Annotated in this window: 26 protein-coding genes, 1 pseudogene and 1 riboswitch; of the genes and pseudogenes, 12 read left to right on the top strand and 15 right to left on the bottom strand. The window is 65.9% G+C overall.

The window, feature by feature from the left end:
• Positions 1 to 43: 43 nt before the first annotated feature.
• From H7K45_RS08815 to H7K45_RS08800, 4 genes are read left to right on the top strand one after another with little or no spacing between them, the layout of a single operon-like run.
• Positions 44 to 1,675 (top strand): bifunctional 3-(3-hydroxy-phenyl)propionate/3-hydroxycinnamic acid hydroxylase, encoded by a 1,632-nt coding sequence (locus H7K45_RS08815; protein WP_372512525.1) that lies wholly within the window; start codon positions 44 to 46, stop codon positions 1,673 to 1,675.
• Positions 1,672 to 2,544 carry an alpha/beta fold hydrolase gene (locus H7K45_RS08810; protein ID WP_263995412.1) on the top strand — a complete coding sequence of 291 codons (873 nt, stop codon included), beginning with the start codon at positions 1,672 to 1,674 and terminating at the stop codon, positions 2,542 to 2,544. The genes H7K45_RS08815 and H7K45_RS08810 overlap by 4 nt, the downstream gene beginning before the upstream one ends.
• Entirely contained in the window at positions 2,541 to 3,548 is a 1,008-nt protein-coding gene (locus H7K45_RS08805) for a VOC family protein (protein ID WP_263995411.1), read from the top strand. Before H7K45_RS08810 ends, H7K45_RS08805 begins: the two co-directional genes overlap by 4 nt.
• A 25-nt stretch (positions 3,549 to 3,573) precedes the next feature.
• The gene (locus tag H7K45_RS08800; RefSeq protein ID WP_263995410.1) at positions 3,574 to 4,602 is read left to right on the top strand and encodes an amidohydrolase family protein; all 1,029 of its coding nucleotides are present in this window, start codon (positions 3,574 to 3,576) and stop codon (positions 4,600 to 4,602) included.
• A gap of 209 nt (positions 4,603 to 4,811) precedes the next feature.
• Here the strand turns inward: H7K45_RS08800 and H7K45_RS08795 are convergent, their stop codons facing one another.
• The gene (locus H7K45_RS08795; protein WP_263995409.1) at positions 4,812 to 5,480 is read right to left on the bottom strand and encodes a TetR-like C-terminal domain-containing protein; all 669 of its coding nucleotides are present in this window, start codon (positions 5,478 to 5,480) and stop codon (positions 4,812 to 4,814) included.
• Between the two features lie 233 nt (positions 5,481 to 5,713).
• Here H7K45_RS08795 and H7K45_RS08790 point away from each other — a divergent pair, with 233 nt between their 5' ends.
• Positions 5,714 to 6,643 (top strand): NmrA family NAD(P)-binding protein, encoded by a 930-nt coding sequence (locus H7K45_RS08790; protein ID WP_263995408.1) that lies wholly within the window; start codon positions 5,714 to 5,716, stop codon positions 6,641 to 6,643.
• 208 nt (positions 6,644 to 6,851) lie between these two features.
• On the opposite strand, the gene H7K45_RS08785 is transcribed toward H7K45_RS08790, so the two are convergent.
• Positions 6,852 to 8,246, bottom strand: coding sequence for a hypothetical protein (locus tag H7K45_RS08785; RefSeq protein ID WP_263995407.1), 1,395 nt, complete (start codon positions 8,244 to 8,246; stop codon positions 6,852 to 6,854).
• 638 nt (positions 8,247 to 8,884) lie between these two features.
• On the opposite strand from H7K45_RS08785, the gene H7K45_RS31480 reads away from it, so the two are divergent.
• Entirely contained in the window at positions 8,885 to 9,880 is a 996-nt protein-coding gene (locus tag H7K45_RS31480; protein ID WP_263995406.1) for a bifunctional GrpB family protein/GNAT family N-acetyltransferase, read from the top strand.
• Positions 9,881 to 10,034: 154 nt separating this feature from the next.
• On the opposite strand, the gene H7K45_RS08775 is transcribed toward H7K45_RS31480, so the two are convergent.
• The 4 genes from H7K45_RS08775 to H7K45_RS08760 form a co-directional block, all read right to left on the bottom strand.
• The gene (locus H7K45_RS08775; protein ID WP_263995405.1) at positions 10,035 to 10,298 is read right to left on the bottom strand and encodes a hypothetical protein; all 264 of its coding nucleotides are present in this window, start codon (positions 10,296 to 10,298) and stop codon (positions 10,035 to 10,037) included.
• The gene (locus H7K45_RS08770; protein ID WP_263995404.1) at positions 10,288 to 10,902 is read right to left on the bottom strand and encodes an aminoglycoside 6-adenylyltransferase; all 615 of its coding nucleotides are present in this window, start codon (positions 10,900 to 10,902) and stop codon (positions 10,288 to 10,290) included. Before H7K45_RS08770 ends, H7K45_RS08775 begins: the two co-directional genes overlap by 11 nt.
• A 612-nt stretch (positions 10,903 to 11,514) precedes the next feature.
• On the bottom strand, positions 11,515 to 11,811 hold the full coding sequence (locus tag H7K45_RS08765; protein WP_263995403.1) for a PLDc N-terminal domain-containing protein: 297 nt from the start codon (positions 11,809 to 11,811) through the stop codon (positions 11,515 to 11,517).
• A 342-nt stretch (positions 11,812 to 12,153) separates the two neighbouring features.
• On the bottom strand, positions 12,154 to 12,717 hold the full coding sequence (locus H7K45_RS08760) for a P-loop NTPase family protein (protein WP_263995402.1): 564 nt from the start codon (positions 12,715 to 12,717) through the stop codon (positions 12,154 to 12,156).
• A 202-nt stretch (positions 12,718 to 12,919) separates the two neighbouring features.
• Between H7K45_RS08760 and H7K45_RS08755 the strand changes: the two genes are divergently transcribed.
• Together H7K45_RS08755 and H7K45_RS08750 are read left to right on the top strand one after the other, a co-directional pair.
• A complete protein-coding gene (locus H7K45_RS08755) occupies positions 12,920 to 13,504 on the top strand; it encodes a class I SAM-dependent methyltransferase (protein WP_263995401.1) in 585 nt (194 codons plus the stop codon).
• 261 nt (positions 13,505 to 13,765) lie between these two features.
• Complete coding sequence (locus H7K45_RS08750; protein ID WP_263995400.1) at positions 13,766 to 15,016, top strand: GNAT family N-acetyltransferase; 1,251 nt, start codon at positions 13,766 to 13,768, stop codon at positions 15,014 to 15,016.
• A 15-nt stretch (positions 15,017 to 15,031) separates the two neighbouring features.
• Here H7K45_RS08750 and H7K45_RS08745 read toward each other — a convergent pair whose 3' ends face one another.
• Together H7K45_RS08745 and H7K45_RS08740 are read right to left on the bottom strand one after the other, a co-directional pair.
• Positions 15,032 to 15,664, bottom strand: a complete 633-nt coding sequence (locus H7K45_RS08745; protein ID WP_276069717.1) for a GNAT family N-acetyltransferase — start codon at positions 15,662 to 15,664, stop codon at positions 15,032 to 15,034.
• Positions 15,661 to 16,143 carry an NUDIX domain-containing protein gene (locus H7K45_RS08740; RefSeq protein ID WP_263995398.1) on the bottom strand — a complete coding sequence of 161 codons (483 nt, stop codon included), beginning with the start codon at positions 16,141 to 16,143 and terminating at the stop codon, positions 15,661 to 15,663. Before H7K45_RS08740 ends, H7K45_RS08745 begins: the two co-directional genes overlap by 4 nt.
• 112 nt (positions 16,144 to 16,255) lie before the next feature.
• Positions 16,256 to 16,332: riboswitch (ZMP/ZTP riboswitch) on the top strand.
• Between the two features lie 20 nt (positions 16,333 to 16,352).
• On the opposite strand from H7K45_RS08740, the gene H7K45_RS08735 reads away from it, so the two are divergent.
• A complete protein-coding gene (locus H7K45_RS08735; protein ID WP_263995397.1) occupies positions 16,353 to 17,213 on the top strand; it encodes a bifunctional 5,10-methylenetetrahydrofolate dehydrogenase/5,10-methenyltetrahydrofolate cyclohydrolase in 861 nt (286 codons plus the stop codon).
• A 27-nt stretch (positions 17,214 to 17,240) separates the two neighbouring features.
• Here the strand turns inward: H7K45_RS08735 and H7K45_RS08730 are convergent, their stop codons facing one another.
• Positions 17,241 to 17,864: a nucleotidyltransferase domain-containing protein gene (locus H7K45_RS08730; RefSeq protein ID WP_263995396.1), complete on the bottom strand. Its 624-nt coding sequence runs from the start codon at positions 17,862 to 17,864 to the stop codon at positions 17,241 to 17,243.
• Positions 17,865 to 18,109: 245 nt separating this feature from the next.
• On the opposite strand from H7K45_RS08730, the gene H7K45_RS08725 reads away from it, so the two are divergent.
• A complete protein-coding gene (locus H7K45_RS08725) occupies positions 18,110 to 18,700 on the top strand; it encodes a cysteine hydrolase family protein (protein WP_263995395.1) in 591 nt (196 codons plus the stop codon).
• A gap of 98 nt (positions 18,701 to 18,798) precedes the next feature.
• On the opposite strand, the gene H7K45_RS08720 is transcribed toward H7K45_RS08725, so the two are convergent.
• Both H7K45_RS08720 and H7K45_RS08715 read right to left on the bottom strand, forming a co-directional pair.
• Positions 18,799 to 19,686: a phytanoyl-CoA dioxygenase family protein gene (locus H7K45_RS08720; RefSeq protein ID WP_263995394.1), complete on the bottom strand. Its 888-nt coding sequence runs from the start codon at positions 19,684 to 19,686 to the stop codon at positions 18,799 to 18,801.
• Between the two features lie 79 nt (positions 19,687 to 19,765).
• Positions 19,766 to 19,918 carry a hypothetical protein gene (locus tag H7K45_RS08715; RefSeq protein WP_263995393.1) on the bottom strand — a complete coding sequence of 51 codons (153 nt, stop codon included), beginning with the start codon at positions 19,916 to 19,918 and terminating at the stop codon, positions 19,766 to 19,768.
• A 253-nt stretch (positions 19,919 to 20,171) separates the two neighbouring features.
• Between H7K45_RS08715 and H7K45_RS08710 the strand changes: the two genes are divergently transcribed.
• Both H7K45_RS08710 and H7K45_RS08705 read left to right on the top strand, forming a co-directional pair.
• A complete protein-coding gene (locus tag H7K45_RS08710; protein WP_263995392.1) occupies positions 20,172 to 21,143 on the top strand; it encodes a linear amide C-N hydrolase in 972 nt (323 codons plus the stop codon).
• Positions 21,144 to 21,166: 23 nt separating this feature from the next.
• Positions 21,167 to 21,718 carry a Pycsar system effector family protein gene (locus tag H7K45_RS08705; protein ID WP_263995391.1) on the top strand — a complete coding sequence of 184 codons (552 nt, stop codon included), beginning with the start codon at positions 21,167 to 21,169 and terminating at the stop codon, positions 21,716 to 21,718.
• On the opposite strand, the pseudogene H7K45_RS31670 reads toward H7K45_RS08705, so the two are convergent.
• The 4 genes and pseudogenes from H7K45_RS31670 to hisD all read right to left on the bottom strand — a co-directional run.
• Positions 21,681 to 21,992, bottom strand: a pseudogene (locus H7K45_RS31670) (diguanylate cyclase); the annotation flags it as partial. The gene H7K45_RS08705 and the pseudogene H7K45_RS31670 overlap by 38 nt on opposite strands.
• Before the next feature lie 18 nt (positions 21,993 to 22,010).
• Positions 22,011 to 22,376 (bottom strand): hypothetical protein, encoded by a 366-nt coding sequence (locus H7K45_RS08700; RefSeq protein ID WP_263995390.1) that lies wholly within the window; start codon positions 22,374 to 22,376, stop codon positions 22,011 to 22,013.
• A 49-nt stretch (positions 22,377 to 22,425) separates the two neighbouring features.
• Entirely contained in the window at positions 22,426 to 23,385 is a 960-nt protein-coding gene (locus H7K45_RS08695; protein WP_263995389.1) for a carbon-nitrogen hydrolase family protein, read from the bottom strand.
• 4 nt (positions 23,386 to 23,389) lie between these two features.
• Entirely contained in the window at positions 23,390 to 24,724 is a 1,335-nt protein-coding gene (gene hisD / locus H7K45_RS08690; protein WP_263995388.1) for a histidinol dehydrogenase, read from the bottom strand.
• Positions 24,725 to 24,743 lie beyond the last annotated feature (19 nt).

Raw genomic sequence — 24,743 nt, 5'->3', positions numbered from 1 at the left:
AACAAGTGGCGGTGCGAAACCGCCCCCGGCCGATTGGGGACCGATAGTGACCAGTGCGGTATCGCCGGCGGCCGCGCCGCCGCAGACGGAGGCGACCTACGACGTCGCGATCATCGGTTACGGCCCCACCGGAGCGACCGCGGCGAATCTGTTGGGCCAGATGGGCTTACGGGTCGTGGTGATCGAACGCGACCCGGACGTCTACAGCCGCGCGCGGGCCATCTCCACGGACGAAGAGGTGCTGCGGGTGTGGCAGTCAGTCGGGCTGGCCGACCGGCTGCAAGCCGACATGCTGCCCGATCGGCCGGTGGCGTTCGTCGACTCCGCCGGGGTGCCGTTCATCGAGACCACGATCACCGGCCGCGGCTGCGGGCACCCACCCCAGCAGTTCATCTACCAACCCGCCATCGACCATGCGCTGCGCGAGGGCGTGCAGCGCTTCCCGAACGTCGAGGTCCTGCTGCAGCGCGAATGTCTGCGCACCGCCACCAAGGGCGATCACGTCGAACTGCTGGTGGCCGACCTGCGTACCGACAGCTTCACCCGCATCCGCACCTCCTACGTCATCGCCGCCGACGGCGGCTCCTCCCCCACGCGTGGCCTGCTGGGCGTCGGCTACTCGGGGACGACCTACGCCGAACGCTGGGTGGTCATCGACACCAAGGTGCTCCAAGAGTGGGACGGCCACGACCGGCTGCGGTTCCACTGCGATCCGGACCGGCCGACCGTGGACTGCCCCACCCCGCTGGGGCATCACCGCTGGGAGTACCCGGCCCGCGCCGGGGAGGACGAACAGAAACTCGTCACCGACGAGGCGGTCTGGGAGGTTCTCAACGACCAGGGCATCACCGCCGAGCAGGTGCAGATCCTGCGCGCGGTGGTCTACAGCCACCACGTCCGCACCGCAGACCGCTGGCGGGTCGGGCGGGTGTTCCTCGCCGGGGACGCCGCCCACGCCATGCCGCCGTGGATCGGGCAGGGCATGTCCGCCGGTGTCCGCGACGCGGCCAACCTCTGTTGGAAGATCGCCGCCGTCCTGCGCGGACAGGCCCCCGACACACTGCTGGATTCCTATGCGACCGAACGCAAACCGCACGTGACCGAGGTGACGCGGCGCGCGGTGTTCGTCGGCCGCGTCATCACCGAACGCCGCGCCCGGGTGGTGGCGCTGCGCAACCACCTCCTGCGCGCGATCACCAAGCTGCCGGGCGTGCTGCGCGGCGGGCAGAAGCTGTACTGGATCCCCGACGCGCACTACGACGACGGCTTCTTCGCCGGCACCGGGCACGGCGCGACCGGGTGGCAGATCCCGCAGCCCTGGGTCAGCACCGCCGACGGTGAAACGGTCCGATTCGACGACGCGCTGGGCGGCACCTGGGCCGTCGTGCAGGCCGGACCCGCCGGCGACGGCGTGGACGCGTGGCGCCGCCTGGGCGTGCCGGTGTTGCGACTTAGTGGCCCCGCCGCGGAGCTGGCTGAGGGCGCGGTACGCGACGACGCCGGCACCCTGACCCGCTGGCTGGCCCAGAAGAAGGCCGCCACGGTCGTCATCCGCCCCGACGGATTCGTCTACGCCGCAACCTCTCCGGGTCACCGGTTGCCCGCACCACCGGCCGGTTTCACCGGCACCACGCCCGCCCCCGTCACCGACACTCGCAAGGAAGCCCTCGCATGAGCACCACCGACCTCACCGAGAACACCGTCACCGTCGCCGGCAAACCCATCTTCTACACCGAAGCCGGCACCGGCCCCGCGGTGGTCATGCTGCACGGCGGCGGCCCCGGCGCCTCCGGAGTGTCGAACTACTCCCGCAACATCGACGCCCTGGCCCAGCACTTCCGGGTCATCGTGCCCGACATGCCGGGCTACGGCCGCTCAGCCAAGGGCGTCGACCGCGACGACCCGTTCGGCTACCTCGCCGACATGATCCGCGGACTGCTCTACGAACTGCGCGTCGACAAGGCCCATCTGGTTGGCAACTCCTACGGCGGCGCGGCCGCCCTGCGGCTGGCCCTGGACACCCCCAACCGGGTGGACAAGCTGGTGCTGATGGGCCCCGGTGGTATCGGCACCACCCGCGGCGCGCCGACCGCCGGGCTCAACGCCCTGCTGGGCTACTACACCGGCGAGGGACCCAGCCGCGACAAACTCGAGGCGTTCATCCGCACCTACCTCGTCTACGACGGGTCATCAGTGCCCGATGACCTGATCGACCTGCGCTACGACGCCTCGATCGACCCCGACGTCGTCGCCGACCCACCGCTGCGCCGCCCGTCCGGGCTCACCGCGCTGCGCACCCTGTGGCGGATGGACCTCACCCGAGACGCGCGCCTCAAGCACCTCAAAACCCCGACCCTGGTGCTGTGGGGACGCGACGACAAGGTCAACAAACCCGCCGGCGGCCCCCTGCTACTCAACACCCTGCCCAACGCCGAACTGGTGATGACCTCCCGCACTGGGCACTGGATGCAATGGGAACGCGCCGCACTGTTCAACCAGCTGGTCACCGACTTCCTCACCGCAAACAGGACATTCGCCTCATGAGCCACCGCACCGTGTTCGGCAGCGTGCACCTGGGCTACGTCGTCGTGGAAACCGAGAAGTTCGCCGACTGGCGCCGCTTCGGTCGCGACGCCATCGGCATGCACCTCGACGACACCCTGCCCGAGGTCATCCGCTTCCGCCTCGACGACAACGACTGCCGATTCCTGCTGCACCGCGGCCCCGCCGAGGACGTCACCGCCCTGGGGTGGCAGGTCGACGACCACGACACCTTCGACGAGATCCTGGCCCGCGTCACCGGCCACGGCGTCCCCGTCACCGACGGCACCCCGGAGGCAGCCGCCCTGCGCGGCGTGGAACGCCTGGTGCGCATCCCCGGACCCAACGGACTGACCCAAGAGCTGTTCACCCGCGCACACACCAGCACCACCCCGCTGAACATGGTCACCCGCGGCGGCTTCGTCACCGGGGAGGCCGGAATGGGCCACGTCGCCATCACCTCCAAGAAACCGCAGCAGATGCGCGGCTACTACCGCACCGTGCTCGACGCCCGCCTCACCGACGTCATCGACGAAACCATCAGCGGAGTGAAACTCAAGATTCGGTTCCTGCGCGTCAACGAACGCCACCACTCCGTGGCCATCGCCGCCGTGCGGCACCTCCCGATGAACCCCATCCGCACCCGCGTCCAGCACCTCAACATCCAGGTCGCCGACCTCGACGACATGACCGCGGCCTATCAACGCGTCAAACAACTCGGATTCGACATGGCCCTCTCAGTCGGGCAACACACCAACGACAAGGAACTGTCCTTCTACGCCATGACCCCCTCGGGCTTCGAATGGGAAGTGGGCTGGAACCCCGTCGTCGTCGACGAAGCCACCTGGGAACCCACCACCTACCAGGGAATCAGCATCTGGGGTCACACCCCCGAGGGGCAGACCATCGTCGACAAACTGCACCAGTTCAAGCTCGGCGCCCAGTCGCTGCTCCACCACGAAGATCCCGTGGCGGCGCTGGCCGGCACCGGCATCCCCGACAACTGACCACCCCCTTGGAGGACGGCACCTCATGCTGCGCATCGACACCCACCACCACCTCATCCCACCGGACTACCGCGCCGCGCTGCGCGCCGCCGGTATCGACGACGCCGGTGGCCGCGCCCTGCCCGACTGGAGCCCCGAAGCGTCACTGCAGACGATGGCCGACCTCGACGTCGGCACCGCGATCGTGTCGGTGTCCACGCCGGGCACCACGTTCCTGCCCGCCGCCGCCGACGCCTCGGCATTGGCGCGCGACGTCAACGACTACACCGCCGCCTTGGTCGCCGACCAGCCCGACCGGTTCGGGTTCTTCGCCACGGTCCCCATGCCCCACCTCGAGCACGCGGTCACCGAAGCCACCCGCGCGCTCGACGAGCTGCACGCCGACGGCGTGGTGCTGTTGGCCAACAACGCCGGGACCTACCTCGGCCAAGACGGACAAGACGACCTGTGGGCCGCCCTGGACGTCCGTTCGGCGGTGGTGTTCATCCACCCGGCCGACCTCCCCGGACCGACCGTGCCCGGCGTGCTGCCCTTCGCCGCGGACTTCCTGCTCGACACCACCCGCGCGGCCTACCTGTTGGTGCGCAACGGTATCCGCCGCAAGTACCCCAACATCAAGTTCATCCTCAGCCACGCCGGAGGGTTCGTCCCCTACGCCAGCCACCGCATGGCCGTGGCCATCATGGGAGACACCGGACGCAGCGCCGCCGACAGCCTCGACGACTTCTCCAGCTTCTACTTCGACACCGCACTGTCCTCCAGCCCCGCAGCGCTACCCACCCTGCTCGCCTTCGCCAAACCCGGACACGTCACCTTCGGCTCGGACTGGCCCTTCGCACCCATCGCGGCGAGCAAACTGTTCGCCGCCGGGTTGGAGAACTACCCGCTCGACCCCACCACGCGCGAAGCGATCGACCGCACCAACGCCATGGTCCTGTTTCCCCGCCTCGGTGCGAAGAGTGAGCCAATCAAGCAGTCACCGGTCAACCGGGTGCGGCACAACCTGTCTCGAACCGTGATGCGCGGCGTCGCCAAGCTGATGAACACCGACTAACACAATCACCAACATCGCGACCCAAGCACCGGCTCGGCACGCAGTTGCAGATCGACGGCAGATAAGGCGATGGGGCCCGAACGTCTCACAAATACATGCGCTCGGACCTTGCCGACCTGAGACAAGACGTGAGACGTCTCGAATGTCTAGAAACGAGACTGAAGACAGTGTGGTTAGTCGTTCTTTGGAGCTAAACGGGTTGGGTGGGCCTACTGGCCGAAAACGTATGAGCTGTTTGAAGTAACGCCAATCAGAGGCAACAGCACTTGGTCGACCAGGTGAGCTATTCCTTCGACATCGAGAATCGCGCCTAGCAGGTCCTCCTGCAGGACCAGCACTCCGACGGCCGCGGCGATCTCCAGCCTGCCCGGCGTCAGGAGACGTTCAACTCTGTCTGCGGTGAGTTCGCCGCGTTCTTGGGCGTGGCGGAGGCAGGAGGCGATTGCTTCGCGTTGCCCGGCGATGTAGCGCTCACGCAGGGTGTCGGCAATCTGGGGGTGTGAGCCGGTGGCGGCAGCCAGTGCCGCTGAGAAGCGACGCCGCTGGGGCTGCAGGCACGCGGAACTGCGGGTGAGCGTCGCGATGAGGTCTTCCCGAAGGGTTTCGGCTGCTAGCCCCTCGAACGAGACCGAGGGGAGCATGAGGCTTTCCAGGGCGTCGGCGACCAAATCCTCGCGGGAGGCCCAGCGACGGTAGACGGTGGCTTTGGCCACCTTTGCGCGCGCGGCTACCGCCCCCATGGTCAGATCCGCGTATCCGCTCTCGACGATCAGGTCCAAGACCGCATCGATGATGCGGGCATCGCGTGCCTCGTCGCGGACAGGCCCGAAAGCACCACTGGGACGCTTGCGCCCCGTGGAATCCGTCGCCCTGCTCACACGCACGACGGTACCGCCCTTGCTGGCCCCATCGGGCCTCCCCGACTCCACCCGCACGGGGCAGGAGAACCCCGCGCTGCCACGAGCCGCCATGAAACCGCTGGCTATCAACAGGTGCGCCTGAGGCACATGCCAACTAGGTACGAGGATGACTCGATACTGTATGGTCTCTAGTTTTCGGGTCGTGAGCCCGCATGCCAAGTAATCGTGACCAACCGAAGGTAGGACGTGCTGTGACGAATACGGACAAGGCTAAAGTGCTGGTCACTGGGGCAACGGGGATGCAGGGTGGCGCCGCGGTCCAGGCGCTCCTGCGGGCCGGTCACCCCGTGACCGCGTTCGTGCGCGACCCCTCATCGGCGGCAGCTCAGGCGCTCGCCGAGCAGGGTGTCGCCCTGGCGACGGGGACCCTGGATGACACCGCAACCCTGGAGGCTGCCAGCGCCGGCCACGACGCGGTGTTCTCCATGCAGATGCCGGGTGTCGACCCGTCCGATCCTGGCGCCGAACAGCGCCAGGCCCGCAATATCGCCACCGCGGGCAAGCGGGCTGGCGTCGCTCAGATCATCCACACGTCCGTGTCGGCGACAGGGTGGCGCAGCCAGCACCCGGACATCGAGGTCACCGACCCCGGGATAGAGATGTACTGGGACGAGAAAGAAGCCGCGGAGAACGCGATCCGAACGGCGGGCATTAACCGCTGGACCATCTTCAAGCCCGCCTTCTACATGGACAACTTCCTCATTCCAGCCAAGCGGGACCAGCAGTTCCCCGACCTGGTTGAGGGCAGGCTGGTCACCGCTGCGAGCCCGCAGGCCCTGTTGGCGCTCATCTGCGCCGACGACTTCGGAGCAGCTGTCGCCGCCGCCGTGGCCGAGCCCGACAAGTTCCACGAAACCGAAATCGACCTCGCCGGCGACGCGCTGAACTACACCGAGATCGTCGACACCCTCACCAAGGCCACCGGCCACGACATCACAGCCGTCTTCGCCTCCCGCGAGGAACAGGAACAGCGCCTCGGCGCCCCCACGACGGAGAGCCAGATCTGGAATGACCACGTCGGTTACCCCGCACGTCCCCACCACGCCGCCCGCTACGGTCTCACCACGTCCGCCTTCGAGCAGTGGGCAGCGCGGCAGGACTGGCACACCCTGACAGCCTGATCCCAGGCATCCCTTCAAATTCACCAGTATGAGCGGCGTTTGGCAGCCGATTCTGCCCACCGAAAGATTCGAGACAGGATCTGATCGACCTCGAATCTCTAGATTCGAGACGGTGGTGTGGTGCCGATGCCTCGCACACGGTGAGAACGCTTCGCGCGGTTCAGGTTTGGGGCCGGTGCCGCGGCGTTCGCGAAGGGCTTTCGGCTAGCTAGCCCGCGGCACCATCGGCGCCGGGGGTGCTGCCGCTGCCGCCCTTGCCGGCGGTACCTGCTGCGCCGGCGGCGCCGGCGGCGCCGGGTGCGCCGTTGCTCGCGGGGTTGGAAATGTTCGTGCCGCCGGCACCGCCTGCGCCGCCGCCGCCACCTTTGCCGGCGTTGCCACCCTTGCCGCCCGCGCCTGCGGTGCCGCCATGGGTGAGGGAGGGAATGAACCCACCCGATCCGGCCGCACCCCCGTTGCCGCCGTTGGCGCCGTTGCCGCCCGCGCCACCTGCGCCACCTGCGCCACCGTTGGCGGGATCACTGTAATCCCCGCCGCCGTTGCCGCCGTTGCCGCCGACACCACCCGTGCCGCCATTGGCTCCACTCCCGCCCGCACCGCCGACACCGCCGTTGCCGCCGGTGCCGGACAGGAGGCCACCCGAGCCGCCCTTGCCGCCATTGCCGCCGGCGACCCCGTCCACGCCAGGCGCGCCCTTGCCGCCCGCGCCGCCGTTGCTGGCGCCACCGCTGAAGGTGTTGTCGCCACCGGCACCACCGGCACCGCCGTTGCCGCCGCCGAAGAGCGCATCGCCGCCGTTGCCGCCGGCGGTGGGATAACCCATGAATAGACCACCGGTCGCTCCGGCCCCACCGTCGCCACCGTTGCCGCCAGCCGTTCCACCCGGGCCGCCACTGGCGCCAGGGAATGTTCCAGGGGGGGCATCTGGGAAGGAGTCCCCTGCACCACCGGTGCCGCCGTTCTGATTTCCGACACCTGCGGCACCGGGAGTCGCCTGCAGAGGCGGTGCCGCCCTGTCGCCGCTGGCCGCCGTGGTGGTGGCGGGGGCGGGGTTCGCGCCGTCGCGACCGTTGGCACCGTTGCCGCCCCTGCCGCCGTTGCCGACGAACAGTCCGGCGTTGCCGCCGTTGCCGCCGTCCTGACCCACACCGACGGCGTTGCCACCCGCGCCGCCGTTGCCGATGAAGAACGCACTGCCCCCGCTTCCGCCGTTGGCGCCGTTGCCGCCGTTGCCGAAGAACAAACCGCCGTTGCCGCCGTTGCACGCCGCACCCACACAGTCCGCGGCGGCGTCGGCGCCGTTGCCGAACAACCCGAACAACGGACCAACCGACGCACCCACCCCGATCATCGGGGCCGACGCGGTCACCGCGTTCTGCCCGGATGTCGGGCACAGCGGGGCGGCCAGAGTGCACGACGCGGCACCCGCCGTCGGCGAGGTGTCGGCGTGCGCCAACCCGGCGGCACTGCCCAGCACCACCGCACCCAGCCCCACGGTCAGCGCCCCAGCGCTCAACCAGCTCGACACCGGCAACACCCGGACCGCCCCACTGGCCGGGGTGGGTGTGGTGCGTCGAGTGTCGGTGCGATGTCGTCCGGCCATCAGAGACTCCTCTTCTAGATCACGTGTATATCGGAGCAGTCCTGCAGGACACGTCGTCCCACCGATCCCGCACCATCACCGAACGCGCGCGAGATCCACCCGCACCCGTTGACGATAGGTGCGGTGGTCGAGGAATCAGAGTGTGTCCTGGGCGCGGCCGCGGTTTGCTACACGACGATGCCGACGCGAAATGTAACCCACCACCACCAGCGGTGACCCCCAATGAAGTGAGTCAGCGAAGAATGCAGTAGCCCCACCCCAAAGTGCAGTAGTCAGGCTCCGAAGATGCAGTGCGTCGACGCCGAAATGCAGTAGTCCCCATCGCAGTACCGCCCGCACCGTCCGACCTTAACCTCCCGATCCGCTCACCCCGCGGCGTAGGAGAAGGGTGAAACCCAGGTGGCGGGCTTGGAAGCCGATGATCGGCGCCATAGGTGTCGCCGCCTGGCACTACTGCACAGGTGACCGAGACCGGCCGACCATCCGGCGGGGGGCGCAAGGGCTCCGGGGTGGTCTGCATGCTGCTGTCCCTCGGGTTGGCCAGGCCCAGGGCGAGACAGAAACTGAGACGTCCAAATTCTCTACATATGAGAACGAGCCCACTTCGCGAATAACCTGGGATTGTGGGGGATGCGCCAGTGCAGGTGACGCCGTACAACGCCGCGTGGCCAGGCAAGTTTGCGGAACAGCGCGATCAGTTGGAGACCATCCTCCAACCCTGGCTGTATGGGCCGGTCGAGCACGTCGGATCGACCGCCGTGCCAGGCCTGGCCGCTAAGCCAATCATCGACATCGCCGCGCCGATCAGATCGCTGGCTCAGGCACGCCACGCGATACCCGTACTGGGGCGGGCCGGCTGGCTGAATTGGCCGTCCGATCCAAACAGCACATGGCGTCTGTGGTTTCTGCGTCCACAACCAGAGAATCGAACGCATCATCTCTACTTGATTCAGCACGACGATCCGCATCTCCGGGAGCTGACCACTTTCCGGGACCGGCTGCGTCAAGACGCTCTGGCGCGAGATTCCTATGCAGAGTTGAAACAGCAACTGGCACAGCAGTATCGAACAGATCGTGAGGGGTACACCAAGGCAAAAAGCCGATTTGTGGCCGAACTTCTGAAGCAATCAGGCATCGAGATGCGGCCTCGACTCGAAGCCGCCGGAAAGGGCGGCCCGATCGAGGTCCTCGCTGCGCCCAGCGACATTACCGATGACGCCGCTGTGCGCGGCCTGCTCGCGCTGGCAACCGGAGGCGGTCAGTCCCGCGTCGACGAGGCGGTCCGCCAATATCGGGATGACAGCAGCGCGAGACTCCTCATTGCGACATGGGCGGGCGAAACGGTCGGCCTGGCAGGTTACAGGGTGATCGGCGGCACCACGGTTGTCCTGTTGCACGTCGCCACGGCTCCCCACGCCCGGCGTAAGGGGGTCGGCAGTCGGTTACTAGCGGAGGTTCGACGGGTCGCGCCACCTGAATTGCCGGTCGTCGCCGAAACGGACCGCGACGCAATCCGCTTCGACAGAGCCACGGGGTTCACGGTGGCCTCGCTCGGCGAGAAGTATCCGGGCGTAGAGCGATACCGCGTCGAACTTGACGGCGTCGCGCGGACCGATGGCCGAGACAGGATTTGATCAATCTCGAATCTCTAGACCTCCGATGAGATTAAGTGTCAAGTCATGGCGGTTCTTGGCAGCCGGCCTTCTGCTGGCGTCGCAGAGGAGGCCTTGGGCTGGTGGTCGTTTGCCCAAGGCGCAGACAACGGCGGCGGCGTTTGCTGACGCGAGGCTAGGTGTGTTGTTCCTCGACGTTGGTTCCAGGGTGGGCCGCCGCGGTGGTGGGCCCTGGATGCTGGTCTTGACGCATTTGGAGGATGCGCTCGATCTCAGAGATGAGGCGTTCGTGATCAAAGCGGGGCAGGTCGAGGGCCGCCGCGACTCGTTGGCTCACTCGGGAGAACAGCGCTGTCGTGCGACGTAGTGCCGCAGCGGTGTCCGCCGCATCGAAGCGGCTCCAGCAGTGTGAGAGTTCGAGGCAGATGTCAGCATCCATCCAGGTGTTCATCCCGGGTAGCTAGGTAGCGGGTGTCGATACTGGCGCCGTACCGCCATCGGTGGTCCCATTCGATCATCCGCAGGAGCTCGTCCTTGAGGTCGTTATCGCGCAACTTCGCTGACCAAAGCTCATCTCTAACAACTGCTTTGGCGCACATGAGGGCCGCCGCATATCCCCACTGAATCGCCTCGTCGACGTCGTCCGTCCCCGGCGGATTTGGGATCTCCACGCTTGACGGCGATTGCGGCGCACAGGCGTCCTTGTCTACCAAGACCTGGAACGGCCGCGTGTGGACGGCGGTGGCTAATTCGCCGGCCGGAATCAGGGTAAAGTCGAGTTTTCCTCCGGCGTAGTAGATCAGTCGGGTCGGTGGTCCAACGCCATTCGCGAGGCGTTCCGCGACCAGGACCTCGCCAAGCCCGTTCCACCAAGACTCGTCTTCGAGCAGGCTCTCCACGTGGTGGGCGTAGATCTCGATGTCGCGGTCCGACAGAGGATGCACGTCGCCGGCAGCCGCTGACCCCGTGACCAGCACACCACGGACACTGTCCGTCCGTTCCGCCCACTTGACTAGTGCATCGAGCGCAGTGGTGTAGTCCATCCGCCCATCATTCACTCTGAGCGGCGGTCCCACGGCCCTCCGCGCGCCGAGAGACAGACGTAGTCGGGTGGCGTGAGCACATCTCGCGATGACCCAACCAACGTCGTGAATCACATACCTAGGCCGCTGCGGCGACGATTAAACGCTAGCGCGCTCGACCAATGCCCATTAGCTTCGCCGGCTTCGCGGAACTCCTTACATGCCAAAGGCGTACTGACCCGGGCTTCTGCAACGAAGATTAACAAGCCCCCGCAACACGCCCGAGTTTTGTCGAAGTAGGCGGGCGTGTCTTGTCAATCTTCACTGCATCTCGACATTTGTGGCTTCTCAAACTTTGTGTCCAATTCTCAAATCAAGTGTCCTTACGATGTCCAATTGGACACGAAAGTGAGATTGTCGGCTCTTCGGACCGAGTAGCGGCGGTCACGCAGTGGCCAAGGTGGAGTACTCGACAGTCCACCCGTCCTCCGTGAGGTGTCGCCCGGCGACCATCTCTGCGTCAAGGCGCTCCTCGACGAACAGTTGCTGGGGATAGTCCGTATCTCCGGGCGCCGAAGAAGATCGACATCCAATTGTGCTGTGAGAATCTCACAACTGCGCGATGGGAGCGGTTTAGTTCGCCGAGGTCCGCCGGGAGGCGTGGATTCCCGCCAGGTAGGTATACCAGGACAGTGCACCGAGGATCGGTAGGCACCACACGACTGCCAACCACACCGCTGACCGCGCTGGATGTCGTCTGGCGATCATCGTGGTGGCGGACCCGGCCGCCAGCAGCCACACCACTACCGCCAGAACGCCGAGCGTGAGCAAAGCCAGCCCCAAGTCGAGGCCGTCACACCCCAGTGCCGAGGGGTATCTAGCGCACTCGCTGAGCCCGGACTCCAAGGGAAGAGGCACCGACACGGTCATGCACACCATCGTGCCACTCGATGCCGGCACCACTCAGGAACTGCCCCGTTGCCCGAGTCAAGACTTGGCCGGACGAGGCAGTTCGTTGGCTCGGTGTCGTTCCTGAAGTTCGCGGATGTGGGACCGTCGCAGAGGCCCGCGACGTCGAGGATATGAGACTGGCCGTGTGAGACAGGGATTGAGACAAGTCGAGGAAGCACGAGCTGCAATCTCAGGGTCGAGAACGGGCTCCGGGTGGGTGTCTTGATTCTCGAGAAACGACGCAGCCGTCAGTCAGGGAGCGATGCGTATTCGTCCTGGTGTCCAGAAGCCGGTGCGGGTTGCCGTGCGCTTCGCTCACGACTACCAGGTGGAATTAGTCGAGAGTCGACTGACCCAAAGTTCTATATCCGCCCTGGATGCGAGTCTCACCACACGCAGACTCGGATGGAGCTCCGTGAGAGCGGGCACCCGGTCGCGGAGCTTGTTTCGGGTGCGGATACCCCAGCGGACGATGTGATCAGGATCTGTGAGGAAACCAAGGAGTGGTCCTTCATAGTTGCCGTTCCACAGTTCGATTTTTCGCAACCGTCTGCGAACCGTGCGCCGCGTGAGTTGATACAGGGTCAGCGGCGTAGGGAGGTCCAGCCAAATCAACGTGTCGGCGCGTTCGAGGATCTTTGCTCGGACCGCGGTGTACTGCCACTCGACCACCCATGAATCTCCGGAAATGACTGCCTCCACATCGCGGACGAAGTCGCGTCGCGGTTCCCAGTTGGGACCGTGGTACAGGCCGTCTATTTCAACGTAGGTCAGATCCAGTCGGCTCGAAATTCGCTTGGCCAGAGTCGACTTGCCGGATCCCGTCACACCGGCGATGGCGATGCGCTGCGGTTGCCACGTGACTGGGTCGGCCGCCGTCAACACGTACTACAGCGTAGTGCCGCCGCAATTTCGCCCGCCAGCACAGACAGGATCTGATCGACCTCGATCATCAACAAACGAGGCAAGGTGACTGTCGGGCGGCGTCACTATCGTCACCTGCGTGCCTTCGCGATCGCTTACCCAGCCCGTCGATCTCGACACCGTTCGCGACTCATATGACCGTGCGGCTGACAACTACGTCGAGATGGTGACGACCACGGGTGTTGGAGACATCCGCACCCATCCCTGGCTGAAGGCGTCGATGGACGCGTTCGCGAGCACCGTCGCGTCGGTCGGTCCCGTTCTCGATGTCGGCTGCGGACCGGGCACGGTCACGGCCTACCTTGCCGATCGCGGGATCGAGGTTTCAGGGGTCGATCTCTCACCACGCATGATTGACCACGCCCGGCGTCTGCATCCTCAATGCGCGTTCACCGTCGGCTCGGCGACAGACCTCGACCTTCGCCCGGCATCGCTGGGCGGAATCCTGGGCTGGTGGTCTTTGTTCAACCTGCCGCGCGACATCCTCCCTATGGTTCTGGCCTCTTACGCCGTGGCGCTGCGCCCCGGCGGGCAACTGATGATTGCCACCCACGCTGGTGACCACGACGTCGAGCGCACCGAGGCCTACAACGGGGTGCCGGTGAGGTGGACGACCTACCAGTGGCAGCCCGAACAGCTCATCGCCCTGGTGCAACGGGCGGGGCTGCGACCCGTGGCCGACCTGCGCCTTCCTGCTGATCAGATCAGTGGGCCTGCGGTGGTCCTCGTTGCTCAACGAGACAACTGACAGCTATACCTGGTGATGGCTGGCGTCGGAGAACTCGGTGCTGATCGCAATGGACCGGAAGGGCGGGTGGGGCAAGTCCGCCGTCGCATGGTGAGTCAACGCCGTACCTTGAAGGCATTGCGGGAGAACGACATCGACGATGCATCGCCCGTAGACCCGTCCACGACGCAGTCCTGATCGACTGACCCGACGAGAGGTGGCCTTCTCGTCGCCAGGCTTATTCGATGGCGTGATCTGACGGCTTCTTGGGACCATCTAGGCATGGCCGACGTGGTGGTAATCGCCGAGCAATTCGTCGGTGGCCGGTTTCCCGATGCTCGCGCCGCGTGGCTGGGCGGCAGCGCAGCTGCGGCGACGATGACCGTGACGTCGGATCTCGACGTCACGGTGTTGGTCGATGACGGGGCGGTGCCATCGCGGGAGTCGTTGATTCATCGGGGGTGGCCGGTGGAGTTGTTCGTCCACACCGAGGCGTCGCTGCAGTACTTCGTCGAGCAGGACCGGTTGCGCCGCCGGCCCACCCTGATGCGGTTGATCGGCTCGTCGAGGGTGCTGCTCGATCGTGACGGGAGCGGTCAGCGGCTACGGGAGCGTTTCGATCGACTCGACCGGCAGGGTCCCCCGCCTCTGACTCCTGGTGAGGTCGAGTCCGCCCGGTATGCGGTGACCGATCTGCTCGACGATCTGGTCGCGGGCGGTCGAGAGGCGCCGGCGGTGGCGGTCGCACTGTGGATGCAGGCGGCGCAGTTCGTGCTTGGTGTGCACGGCCGCTGGTGGGGTTCGGGTAAGTGGCTCTTGCGCGAACTGCGTTCATTGGACGCAGATTTGGGCACTGCTCACGCGACTGACCTGCTCGACGGCATAGCCGCATGCACACGCGGTGACCTCCACGTCTTGACCGCAGCAGTCGAGTCGATACTCGACGGTGCCGGCGGTCGCTTGTTCGACGGGTACCGGCGTTCTGATGCGGGCTCACGGTTCGAGGTGACCCCACGGGCGCAGCCACGTCTGTCCGGTGAGGGCGTGGTGCTGCGACCATTCCGCGATGACGATGCCGACGTCGTCATCGCCGCGGGTCGAGACCCACTCATCCCGGCGATGAGCACCGTGACCGCAGGAGGCGATGTGCATGACGCCCGTCGTTACGTCCTCGATCAGTTGAGTCGCGCGGCCACCGGTACGGGCTGGTCATATGCGATCGCCGACGGCGACGACGTCGCCGTCGGACAGGTGGGGCTGGGCCTGCTCGACGACGGCCGCGCCATGGTCGGGTACTGGGTAGCCGAACAGTACCGGCGTCGCGGGTACGCCGGCCGAGCACTTCGCGTATTCACCGAGTGGGCGGTCACGCTGCCCGACGTCGAACGGTTGGAACTCTACGTCGAGCCCGAGAACGAAGCGTCCTGGCGGGCAGCTGAATCTGCACACTATTGCCGGGAAGGGCTGCTGCGGCGTTGGCAGCGCGTCGCCGGTGAGTCTCGCGACATGTACATGTACGCCTTCTGCACGTGAGCCCCGCGGAGGCGCTCATCCTAGGAGGTCGATGATGCCGTCGATGCTGGTGATCGTGGGCCGGTAGCGCTGGCGTGCCGGTGAGTTCATCCAGGCGTCTCTGTCGAGCTGGTAGACCCCTTCGGCGTGTCGGCGGCCTCTTTCGGTGATGTGATGACGATCGATGAGGCGGTAGCCCAGCTTCGATGACACGTGGATGCTGGCCCGATTGTCCTCCAGCACCCAGGTTTTGGCTGAGTTGGCGTGCAGGTGAGCGAAGGCCAGCTCGAGAACTGCTGCGCGCGTGGAGGTCCCGATACCTCGACCCTGGAACGACGCGAGTAGCCATGATGTCGTGCCTACGACGCGGTGGTGTGGCCACTGGTCGAACCCGGACAGACTCTGGAGCCCCACCGGTTGCCCCTCGACCATCACCGCGAGGTCAAGCGTCCAGCCAGGGCGACGGGTGAGATCACGATTGGCCTGAACCCGCGCAATGCGCTGTCGGACAATCTGTTGCGGTGTTCGGCCCTCGATCCAGGTCACGAAGTGCGCCTCAGCCGCGGGGAGGACAGCCCCAGGTTCGGCGGCACGGTGAGCCAGTTCGACGAGGTACTCATCGGTGGGGGGTTGCAGGTAGGTGCCGTCGGAAAGGAGTATCTGCGTCATCGGCGGTGCCCGTTGACCGTCTCGACCACGTCCCCGGTCTCACGTGCGCTGAGTGCGTTGCCAATCCTGGCGGCGAGCCGTGGAATGGTGGCGACGGGCAGATCCCGGGTGTCGACGAAGACGACACCTCGACCTTCATCGGTCGGAACTGCTTGCAGAGCAGATCCTTCGACGGTGCCTCCGTCGTAGACGAACATCACCGAGTTGCCCCGCTCGCCGCCGTCGACTTGGTGGTCGACCACGAGGAGCCGGCCGACCTGGACGTCGACGCCCAGTTCCTCCCGGCACTCCCGCCGGCACGCCACAGGAGGCGGTTCGTCCTCATTCACCGCCCCGCCTGGCAACTCGAGGTAGTCGCGGTAGGTCACGTCATACATCACCACCCGCCCGTCAGGTGTGGTGATCAGCGCCCCGGCGCCCTGCCGGACGCGGGCCAACTGCGAGTAGTACACCTCAGGGGCCACGAAGTCCTCCGCCATCAACTCAGTGTCCGGCACCCCCGCCGACTCCCGAAAGGGCACGCCCGGTCCGACACGGATTGGAGCCACCGTCAATCGCTGGAAACGAGGTGCCCGGGTTGCATCGCTAGGATGGTGTCGACGCGACTGGCGCAGGTGGGACACCACCGGGAAGCAGATTCGGAAGCATCGACCGCCTGGGTGCTCCTCTCGACTGAGGAGACGTCCCTGTGAGTGCCCAGGTCATTGACGGCATCGCCGTCGCCAACCTAATCCTGTCCGACACCGCAGCTCGCGCGGCGCAGTTCGCCGAGGCGAACGGTCGCAAGCCGTGCCTTGCGACGGTGCTCGTCGGCGATGACCCCGCCTCACACACCTACGTGCGCATGAAGACCAACCGATGCCGAACGGTTGGCCTGGACTCCCGCAGGCACCAACTCCCCGAGACCGCCACCACGGCGGACGCAGTCGCAGTGGTCAGCACCACCGCCGCCGACGACACCGTGGACGGCATCTTGGTTCAGCACCCCATGCCAGCCCAGGTCGACGAACAGGAAGTGTTCGAAGCAATCACCCCCGCCAAGGACGTCGACGGTGTCACCGGGGCATCGTTTGCAGCGATGGCCCTGGGCCACAACGGGTTCAGTTCCTGCACGCCGGCCGGCATCATGCACCTCCTAGACGCCTACGACGTCGACCCCGCCGGCCAACGTGCGGTCGTGGTCGGCCGCAGCCCCATCCTCGGTAAACCGGTGGGGATGCTGCTCCTTGCTCGCGACGCGACGGTGACCTACTGCCATTCCAAGACCGTTGACCTCGCCGGGGTGGTGCGTGAAGCCGACATCGTCGTCGCCGCCGTCGGTCGGCCCGAACTGATCATGGGCAGCTGGATCAAGCCCGGGGCGGTCGTCGTCGACGCCGGTTACAACCCCGGCAACGTCGGCGACGTCGAATATGCCACGGCTGCCCAACGTGCCGGGCTGATCACCCCCGTTCCCGGCGGCGTAGGCCCGACTACCATCGCGGTCCTGCTCGCACAAACTGTCAAGGCCGCAGGGACTCCTAGGGCAACTCGCCGGTCGACGAAGTAGGCGCAGCGGTGAGACTGGGGGTGTGGGTTACGGTCCGCAAGTGAGGCGACTGATCCACGGGTGATGTGAATCCCGCCGACGCAGTGACTGCGCGAGCCACGTGCGACTGCGGTCGTCGAGGCAGGGCAGGCAGCGCTCGAAGTCGACGGTGTCCTTGTCCCGGGCGTGCTCCGCCTTGAACAGGAGTTGCACCTCGGGCCGCAGATAGGTGATGCCGTCGTCTGACCACAGGCAATCATCAAGGGGCCGGGAGATGCCGGCGTCGCGCTTGTAGAACCAGGTCCGGCCACGGACGTCGTCGAGCAGAACGTCGTACTCCCACGGATCAGCGCCGCTGGCCCGCAACCAGAGGTTGCCGCAGTCAATGGAAATGCGCGATGCGCGGTCACGGGGAAGCGGTGTCAGGCTTCCTGCCGCCGCCCAGACGTCCAGTGTGGTGGCCGCGAACTCGGTGAAGGCCCTAGCGTCCGCGCGGGGGATGCCGATGTCGAGGTCCGCGTGGGCGCGGTCGGTGTTGGTGTACGCGTCGATCGCCCAGCCGCCGGCGATCCACCACCTACCGGTGTAGTCGCCGAGGAAGGCGGCGGCGGCGCGCGGAGTGCGGGCCGCCCACGGGCCGTACAGCCGCTCCACCTCGTCATGGTCGAGCACGGGTGACAGTATGCGCGAGCCATGCGTCCACGGTCGTTTTCGTGAGGACGAGTCTGAGCCATCCGAACTCTCGACTTGCGGGACGCACGGACGACCGGTGGGAACTACACCCTGTGCGAGCGCACCGGCGTCGACCTATTGTGTTTCCCGAAGCAATCTTGGGAAGACTGGGCGCATGAGTCTGACGGCCAACCAGATCGGCATGCATTCCCGCACTTGCCGCACTACAGACAAGGTGGCCGTATATGCATGACATCACCATCCCCACCGCAGACACAGTTCTCATCTGCATCGACGTCCAGCGCGACTTCGTTCCTACCGCCGGCAGTGACGAATCGCCCGAAGTCAGCACCATCCGATCGCTGGTTCACGATGCGCGGGCGAGCAAGATTCCCGTGGTCTTCATCCGCGAAGTCCACCATCCCACATTGGTCGACATCGGCCGCGAAGTCGACGGGGTCGAGGAGCTTCACTGTATCGACGGAACGCCAGGAGCGGCATTCATCGACGAATTCGGCCCGCTCGCAGGAGAATACGAAGTCCGCAAACGCCGCTACTCTGCCTTCTTCAACACCGATCTGGACACCATTCTGCGCGGATACAAAGCCACCACCGTAGTTCTGGTCGGCGGCCTCACCGACGTGTGCGTGCACTACACCGCCGTCGACGCCCATCAACTCGACTACCACTTCCGCGTCGTCAACGACGCGGTGTACGGCTCGTCAGAAGCCGCCCACACCGCCGCCCTGAACGCCATGGCCTACCTGCAGACGAGCTCTGTCATCGATGCCCGGCAAGCCGCCGAACTCTTCACCGGGGCTCAGATCAAAGCCTAGTCGTCACCGACGCAGCCGGTCGCGCGCTGGGCCCGACCACCCACCACCGGACGTCGCACCGTGTCCCGGCCCTCCCTCGACGAACCGAGGGACGACGGTCACTCGCTGTGCGTAAGTGAGTCGGTGAACGCCGTGTTCGCCGCGCCGGTGAGGCGGCTGCCGTCGAAGCCGTACTCGACGGCGTCTCCGCGGATGGCCCGCAGCGGATCCTCGAAATCCCGGAAGTAGCCCATCGCCCAGGCGCCCTCCTGATAGCCGATGAGCTTCAGCAGGTCGTCGTCGAGGGTTCGGGCGACATCGATGGGCACGGAGAGGAACTGGTTCTCCTCTTGACGCACCCAGCCGACGCAGTAATTCACGTTGATCGCGCGCCGGATTCGATCGGAACGATTGGCAGCGCCGCTGTGCACGATCTTGCCGGTGTAGATCAGCACCGAACCGCGAGACATCTCGGCCTGCAGACATTCCTCGTCGCCATAGTCAGTCGGCTTCTTGTCACCGACCTGGCTGCCGGGAACGACTCGGGTGGCACCCATTTCGGCGGTGTAGTCCGACAGCGCCCACAGCGTGTTGCACTGCACGTGGTAGTCGTCGGGGAAGGGGTAGAAGTCGAACGCGTTCTGGTCGCGGTGCAATGCCTGGGCCGACTCGCCGGGTTCGATGGAGATCACCTGCGTGAGCATCAGCTGGAAGGCCGACGCGTGGCCGAGGAAGTCGGCGCAGACGCCCATCATCGTGGGGCTCTGAATCAACGTGCGACACGCTGGTGACCGTGCCACCAGTGCACCGGTGCGACGCGTCCGCCGCCCGATCATCGCGTTGTAGCCAAGCGGGGTGGCGTCGAGGTACGGAGCGAGCTCGTCGTCGATGCGGTCCATCAGCTCGGTCGACGCAAGGTCGTCGACGATCACGTAACCGTCGCGGCGCAGCAGGTCGGAGATCTCCTCGGGTGGCGTGCTGGCGGGGACGTGGTTCAGTTCCGGCATGGCGTCGAGTATCGCCGTCGCGTGTGTTGAGCTGGTAAAACGGCATCACGCCGCGGTTAACGGCTGACGCGTGCCGAGATTAGAAGACGGGTTCGGCACTACCGTTGAGCTGGTGATAGGTCACCATGGCGTCGCGACCCAGCAGCAGCATCCCGACCGGCTTGCCGAGAATGGAGCTGCGGCCTACGACGACGGCACGTACCAGGGAGACTGCTGCGTGATTACTTCCCAAAGGGCCTGACACTCATCGGGCATTCGCCAGCGCACTTGCTGGCCAATGCAGAGGATCTCGACAACCGTCTCCGCATGGTCCTCCAAGACCGTTGCCCCGCCGACCTATTCGCCGCCCTGCGAGCCTCAAGCGGTCCATCGGTGTTGCGACATTGACTAGAACCCACCCGTCGTCAACACCCCAATATTGACGGCGACAACATATTTTGCTCGGCAAACTGCATAGGTGGTGTGGATCGGTTATCGTCAGCGGCATGTGTACCCGAGTGCTGTGGAACGACAACGAGCTCGCTGTGCTCGCCGGCCGCACCATGGACTGGCCCGAATCGACGCAACCTTTGCTCGTCGCATTTCCGGCCGGTCGAGAACGCGACGGCGGTCAACTCGGACCTGCCACTCTGGTCGCTGACAACCCGTTGCGATGGACGACCCGATACGCCACGATCGTCGCCACCGTGTACGGGCTCGGTGGAATCGATGGATTCAACGAACGAGGCCTTGCGGCTCACGGTCTCTACTTGGAATCGACCGACTACGGTCCGCGGGACCCCGCCAAGCCTGGAGTGCACGCCGCTCTGTGGGCGCAGTATCTGCTCGACCAAGCCGCCGACGTCAGCGAAGCCATCGCGCTCATGGACGACGTCAATGTCGTCATGGCGGCCGCGCACGGCTTCGATGCCACGATTCACCTCGCGCTTGAAGATGCCAGCGGCGACTCAGCCATCATCGAGTTCTCCCACGGCCAGCCCGTCATACACCATGGCCGCCAGTACACAGTGATGACAAACGATCCCACCTACGATGAGCAGCTTCAATTGCTGGCTGCCCAGGATTTCTCTCACCCCGGGGACTCGATGCCGCTGGCCGGCAATGCCAGCGCCATCGACAGATTCCAACGCGCGTCGTACTTCTCGTCGATGCTGCCCAAACCGCAGAACCAACGCCAAGCCGTTGCGAGCGTCATGGCGGTCATGCGTAATGTCTCGGTGCCCTTCGGCGCTCCGGACGACAAGTTCGGCATCTACGACACGGAATACCGTTCCATCTCGGACCTGACCGAGCGCATCTACTTCTTCGAATTGACCACCAGTCCGAGCATCGTATGGGTGCGGTTCGACGACCTCGATCTTGTAGCTGGCGGTCCGGCGTTGGCGGTAAATCCCTACGATGAAACGTTGATCGGCGACATCACCGATCGATTCGCCGCGGCCGACATCGCCTTCTGACAGCCGAAGCCGACACTCTCACGATGTCCGACATCGTCGACGACGCGTCGTCGGGCCGCCGCGACCAGGACAGCCCGTCCGACACCACCCAAGCCTGGCAAGCCATCGGCGTCCTCACCGGATGGATCCAACACGCGGAGGCGAAAACCGCCGGCATACTTGCTGCCGCAAGCGTCCTGGGCGGACCACTGCTCCGGTACGCCACCGACCATCGCCCACCTTCGACAGCGGCGACGACCGCCGCCGTCCTGTGCGGGATCGCAGCACTCCTCTCGGCGATCTGCTGCGTGCTGGCACTGCTTCCAAGCATTTCGCTGCAGCGTGGCAGAAAGTCGGACGACATTCTGCTCATTCCTCCGACCGAGGCCTTCTCGGCCGCCGGGGCGACTGGGGCCGAAGTGGCGATCCTGGCCGGTGACTCGCGCCGCTTGACCGAATACCTCGCCACACAGGTTCTCGCGAACAGTGCGGTCGCACGGCGAAAGTCGTTCTGGGCCAACTGTGCTCTGCTTGCATTGCTCGTCGGCGTCGTCGCGTTCATCCTCCTGTCGCTGCTCGCAGGTATCTGGATCTGACTACGACTGGCCGGCGACTCGCAAACCGTCGACGACCAGACGTGCCAATTGCCACAGCGGCGGCAGTCGGGGTGGTCTCGATGATGCGGTGCAAGAGTGTGTAGTCACACACAACGAACGCCTCACCGCCAATGCGAGCCACGGCCGCGCGTTGCCCGAAGTGGTCTGTCAGCAGTTGTGCCGCGGCGACGATGACCACATCGCCGACTGCGTGACCATGGCTATCGTTGATTGCCTTGGACTCGTCGATGTCAGCCACGACCACCACCATGACCGTCCCCTGCCGGACCGCCTAGTGACCCAAACTCGGCCGGTAGTCGGCCACCTCGGTCTCAGCAGCAAGCAACGCACGCAATTCGCCCTCCTGCTGGGCAACGAACACGCCCATGACCTGGCGGCACACTTCTGGCACGCTCACCCCACGCATGTCGGCAATACGCTTCAATGCGACCAGCATGGAAGTGGACACGTGAAACTGCACGGCGAATTGACCGCACGAACCATCCTCGGGCAGTGACCCCGGACCTACCACCGTCGGGTCAGGTGCGCCGAACTCGTCCACCTCAGTGCGGCGCGCCCTCTCGACCACCCCACCACTAGCATCGCCAGCACTGCGGTCGGAGGAGTCGTGGAACTCCTCATGGCTGAACAAACCCATTCTCACAACGTAGACCTCGCAAGACGTGCAGCACTTCGACAGCGAGGGTTCAGTCGGTGAAGGTCGCGAGCGCCTGGCGCCGACGGTCGACGACGAGTCGTGTCACGTCGGGACGACCGTAGTGTCCGGCGGGGTCGAAGTTCTGGCGTTCACGGCGAACCTGACGATGATCGAGAGTGGCCACCGACAATCCCTCCTCGGAGTCGACGGGCTCGACCACCCAGCTGCCGTCGGGGGCGGCGATGCAGGTCCCGCCCGTGCTGATTTGTTCGTCGCTGGCCTCGCGCATCATGTCCGCGCCGGGCATGAAGTCCGGGATGTGCTCACGTCGCAAGACACTGGACGCGGAGATGACGTAGGACCGCGACTCGAGGGCGATGAACCGGGTGATGTCGGCGGTGTCGGAGACGTCGCCCGGCCACAGCGCAACGTGCAGATCCTCACCCTGGGTGTACAACGCCGTGCGCGACAACGGCATCCAGTTCTCCCAGCAGTTGAGCGACCCGACGGTGAACGGCGCCACCTCGTGCGTGACGAGTCCGTGGCCGTCGCCGCTGGCCCAGCTCAGCCGCTCTTCGTAGGTGGGAGTGAGCTTTCGGTGCACCGAGGCGATGTCGCCGTGGGCGTCGATGGTCACCGCCGAGCAGTAGATGCTGTGACCACCGCGGTCGGCGGGCGTCTCGGCGACGCCGAGCACGACCGTCGTGCCGTTGCGCCGAGCGGCCTCCCGCACCCCGTCGAGATGACCGGCCTCGATCTGCACGGCCTCCCGTAGGTAGAGCGAATGAATCTCGCGCTGCAGATCGGAGTTGAACCTCGCCCCGTCCGTGCGCCCGAGCCAGAACGGGTAGCCGGGCACGAGCGTCTCTCCGAACGCGACGAGGGCGCACCCGTTCGCCCCAGCCTCGTCCACGTAGCGTTCGACCTTGTCGAGCGTCGCCGCGCGGTCCAAGAAGACGGGTGCCATCTGCACGGCGCCGACGACGAGAGTCTGATCCACGTCGCTCATCCGCTTACTCCGCACCTACGGTCTCGGCGAAGATGGCGAGTCTGCGTGTGGCGGTTGCGCTGTGGGCGGCCATGCCCTCGGAATCGGAGATGACTTGCACGGCATTCGCGAGCGCAGGCGTGGCCTCCCTGGTGACGCGCTGATAGGTAAGCGGCTTGAGGAACCGCGACACCGAGAGTCCGGCACTGTGCTTGGCGCCTCCGGCCGTGGGGAGCACGTGGTTGGTGCCTGCCATTCCCTTGTCGGAGTAGGCGACCGTGCTCCACGGCCCCAGGAAGATGGACCCGTAGTTCTGCAGCCGGTCGTGGTACCACCCGTCGTCGGCGGTGATGACTTCGAGGTGCTCCGGCGCGAGGTCGTCCATCAAGAGGGCGGCGGTCTCGCGGTCGTCGGCGACCGTGACGACGCCGTAGTCCCGCCAGGCGGGCCCGGCGATCGGCTCGGTGGACAGACCTTCGAGCTGTCGCTCGACTGCTGCGATCACCGCGCGTCCGTGTTCCTCTGACGTGGTGATCAGGGCGGCAGGGGAATTCGTGCCGTGTTCGGCCTGTCCGAGCAGATCGGCGGCGACGATCTCGGGGTCGGCGGTCTCGTCGGACAACACGGCAACCTCCGACGGACCCGCCAGCAGGTCGATGGCCACCGTGCCGAAGAGCTGTCGCTTCGCCTCGGCGACGTATGCGTTGCCCGCGCCGACGAGCATGTCGACGGGAAGCTCGCCCAGGAGTCCGAATGCCATGGCCGCCAGAGCTTGCACACCTCCGAGCACGAAGACGCGGTCGACTCCGGACACGTGGGCCGCGTAGACGACGGCGGCGTTGGCGTTGCCGTCGGGTTGGGGTGGGGTGCACGCCACGACCGTCGACACGCCCGCCACCTTCGCGACCCCCACCGTCATGAATGCCGACGCGGTCAGCGGAAAGCGGCCCGCCGGCAGGTAGGCGCCCACCCGCGCCACGGGGACGTAGCGGATTCCCGTCACCAGGCCGGGGTTCAGTTCGGTCTCGAATCCGACGAGGTGCGAACGCTGTTCGCGCGCGAATGCCCCCGTGCGCCGCGAGCCCAGCTCGATCGCCTCCCTGAGATCGCGCGGCAATCGGTCACCACTCGTGGCGATGTCGCGGGCTGACAGCTCGAAGTTGCGGCGTTCGTCGTGGTCGAGCGTCCGGCTGAAGTCGCGCACCGCGTCGAGGCCGCGGGCCTCGATGTCGCGCAGCATGGTGGTGACGGTGTCGACGACGGCCGGGTCCCGCTGCGCGGCGGGCGCGTCGACGAGGGGGTGCTTGAGGTGTCGAAACTTGCCCTGCACGCGGTTCAGAAGTGGAGTCGAGTAACGCATGACGTCCACGCTAGGCACT

Origin of the sequence: Mycobacterium yunnanensis (assembly GCF_025823185.1) — a bacterium.
GTDB lineage: Bacteria > Actinomycetota > Actinomycetes > Mycobacteriales > Mycobacteriaceae > Mycobacterium > Mycobacterium yunnanensis.
Note: the sequence above shows the minus strand (reverse complement) of the source record. Positions and strands in the feature narration are given on the sequence as shown.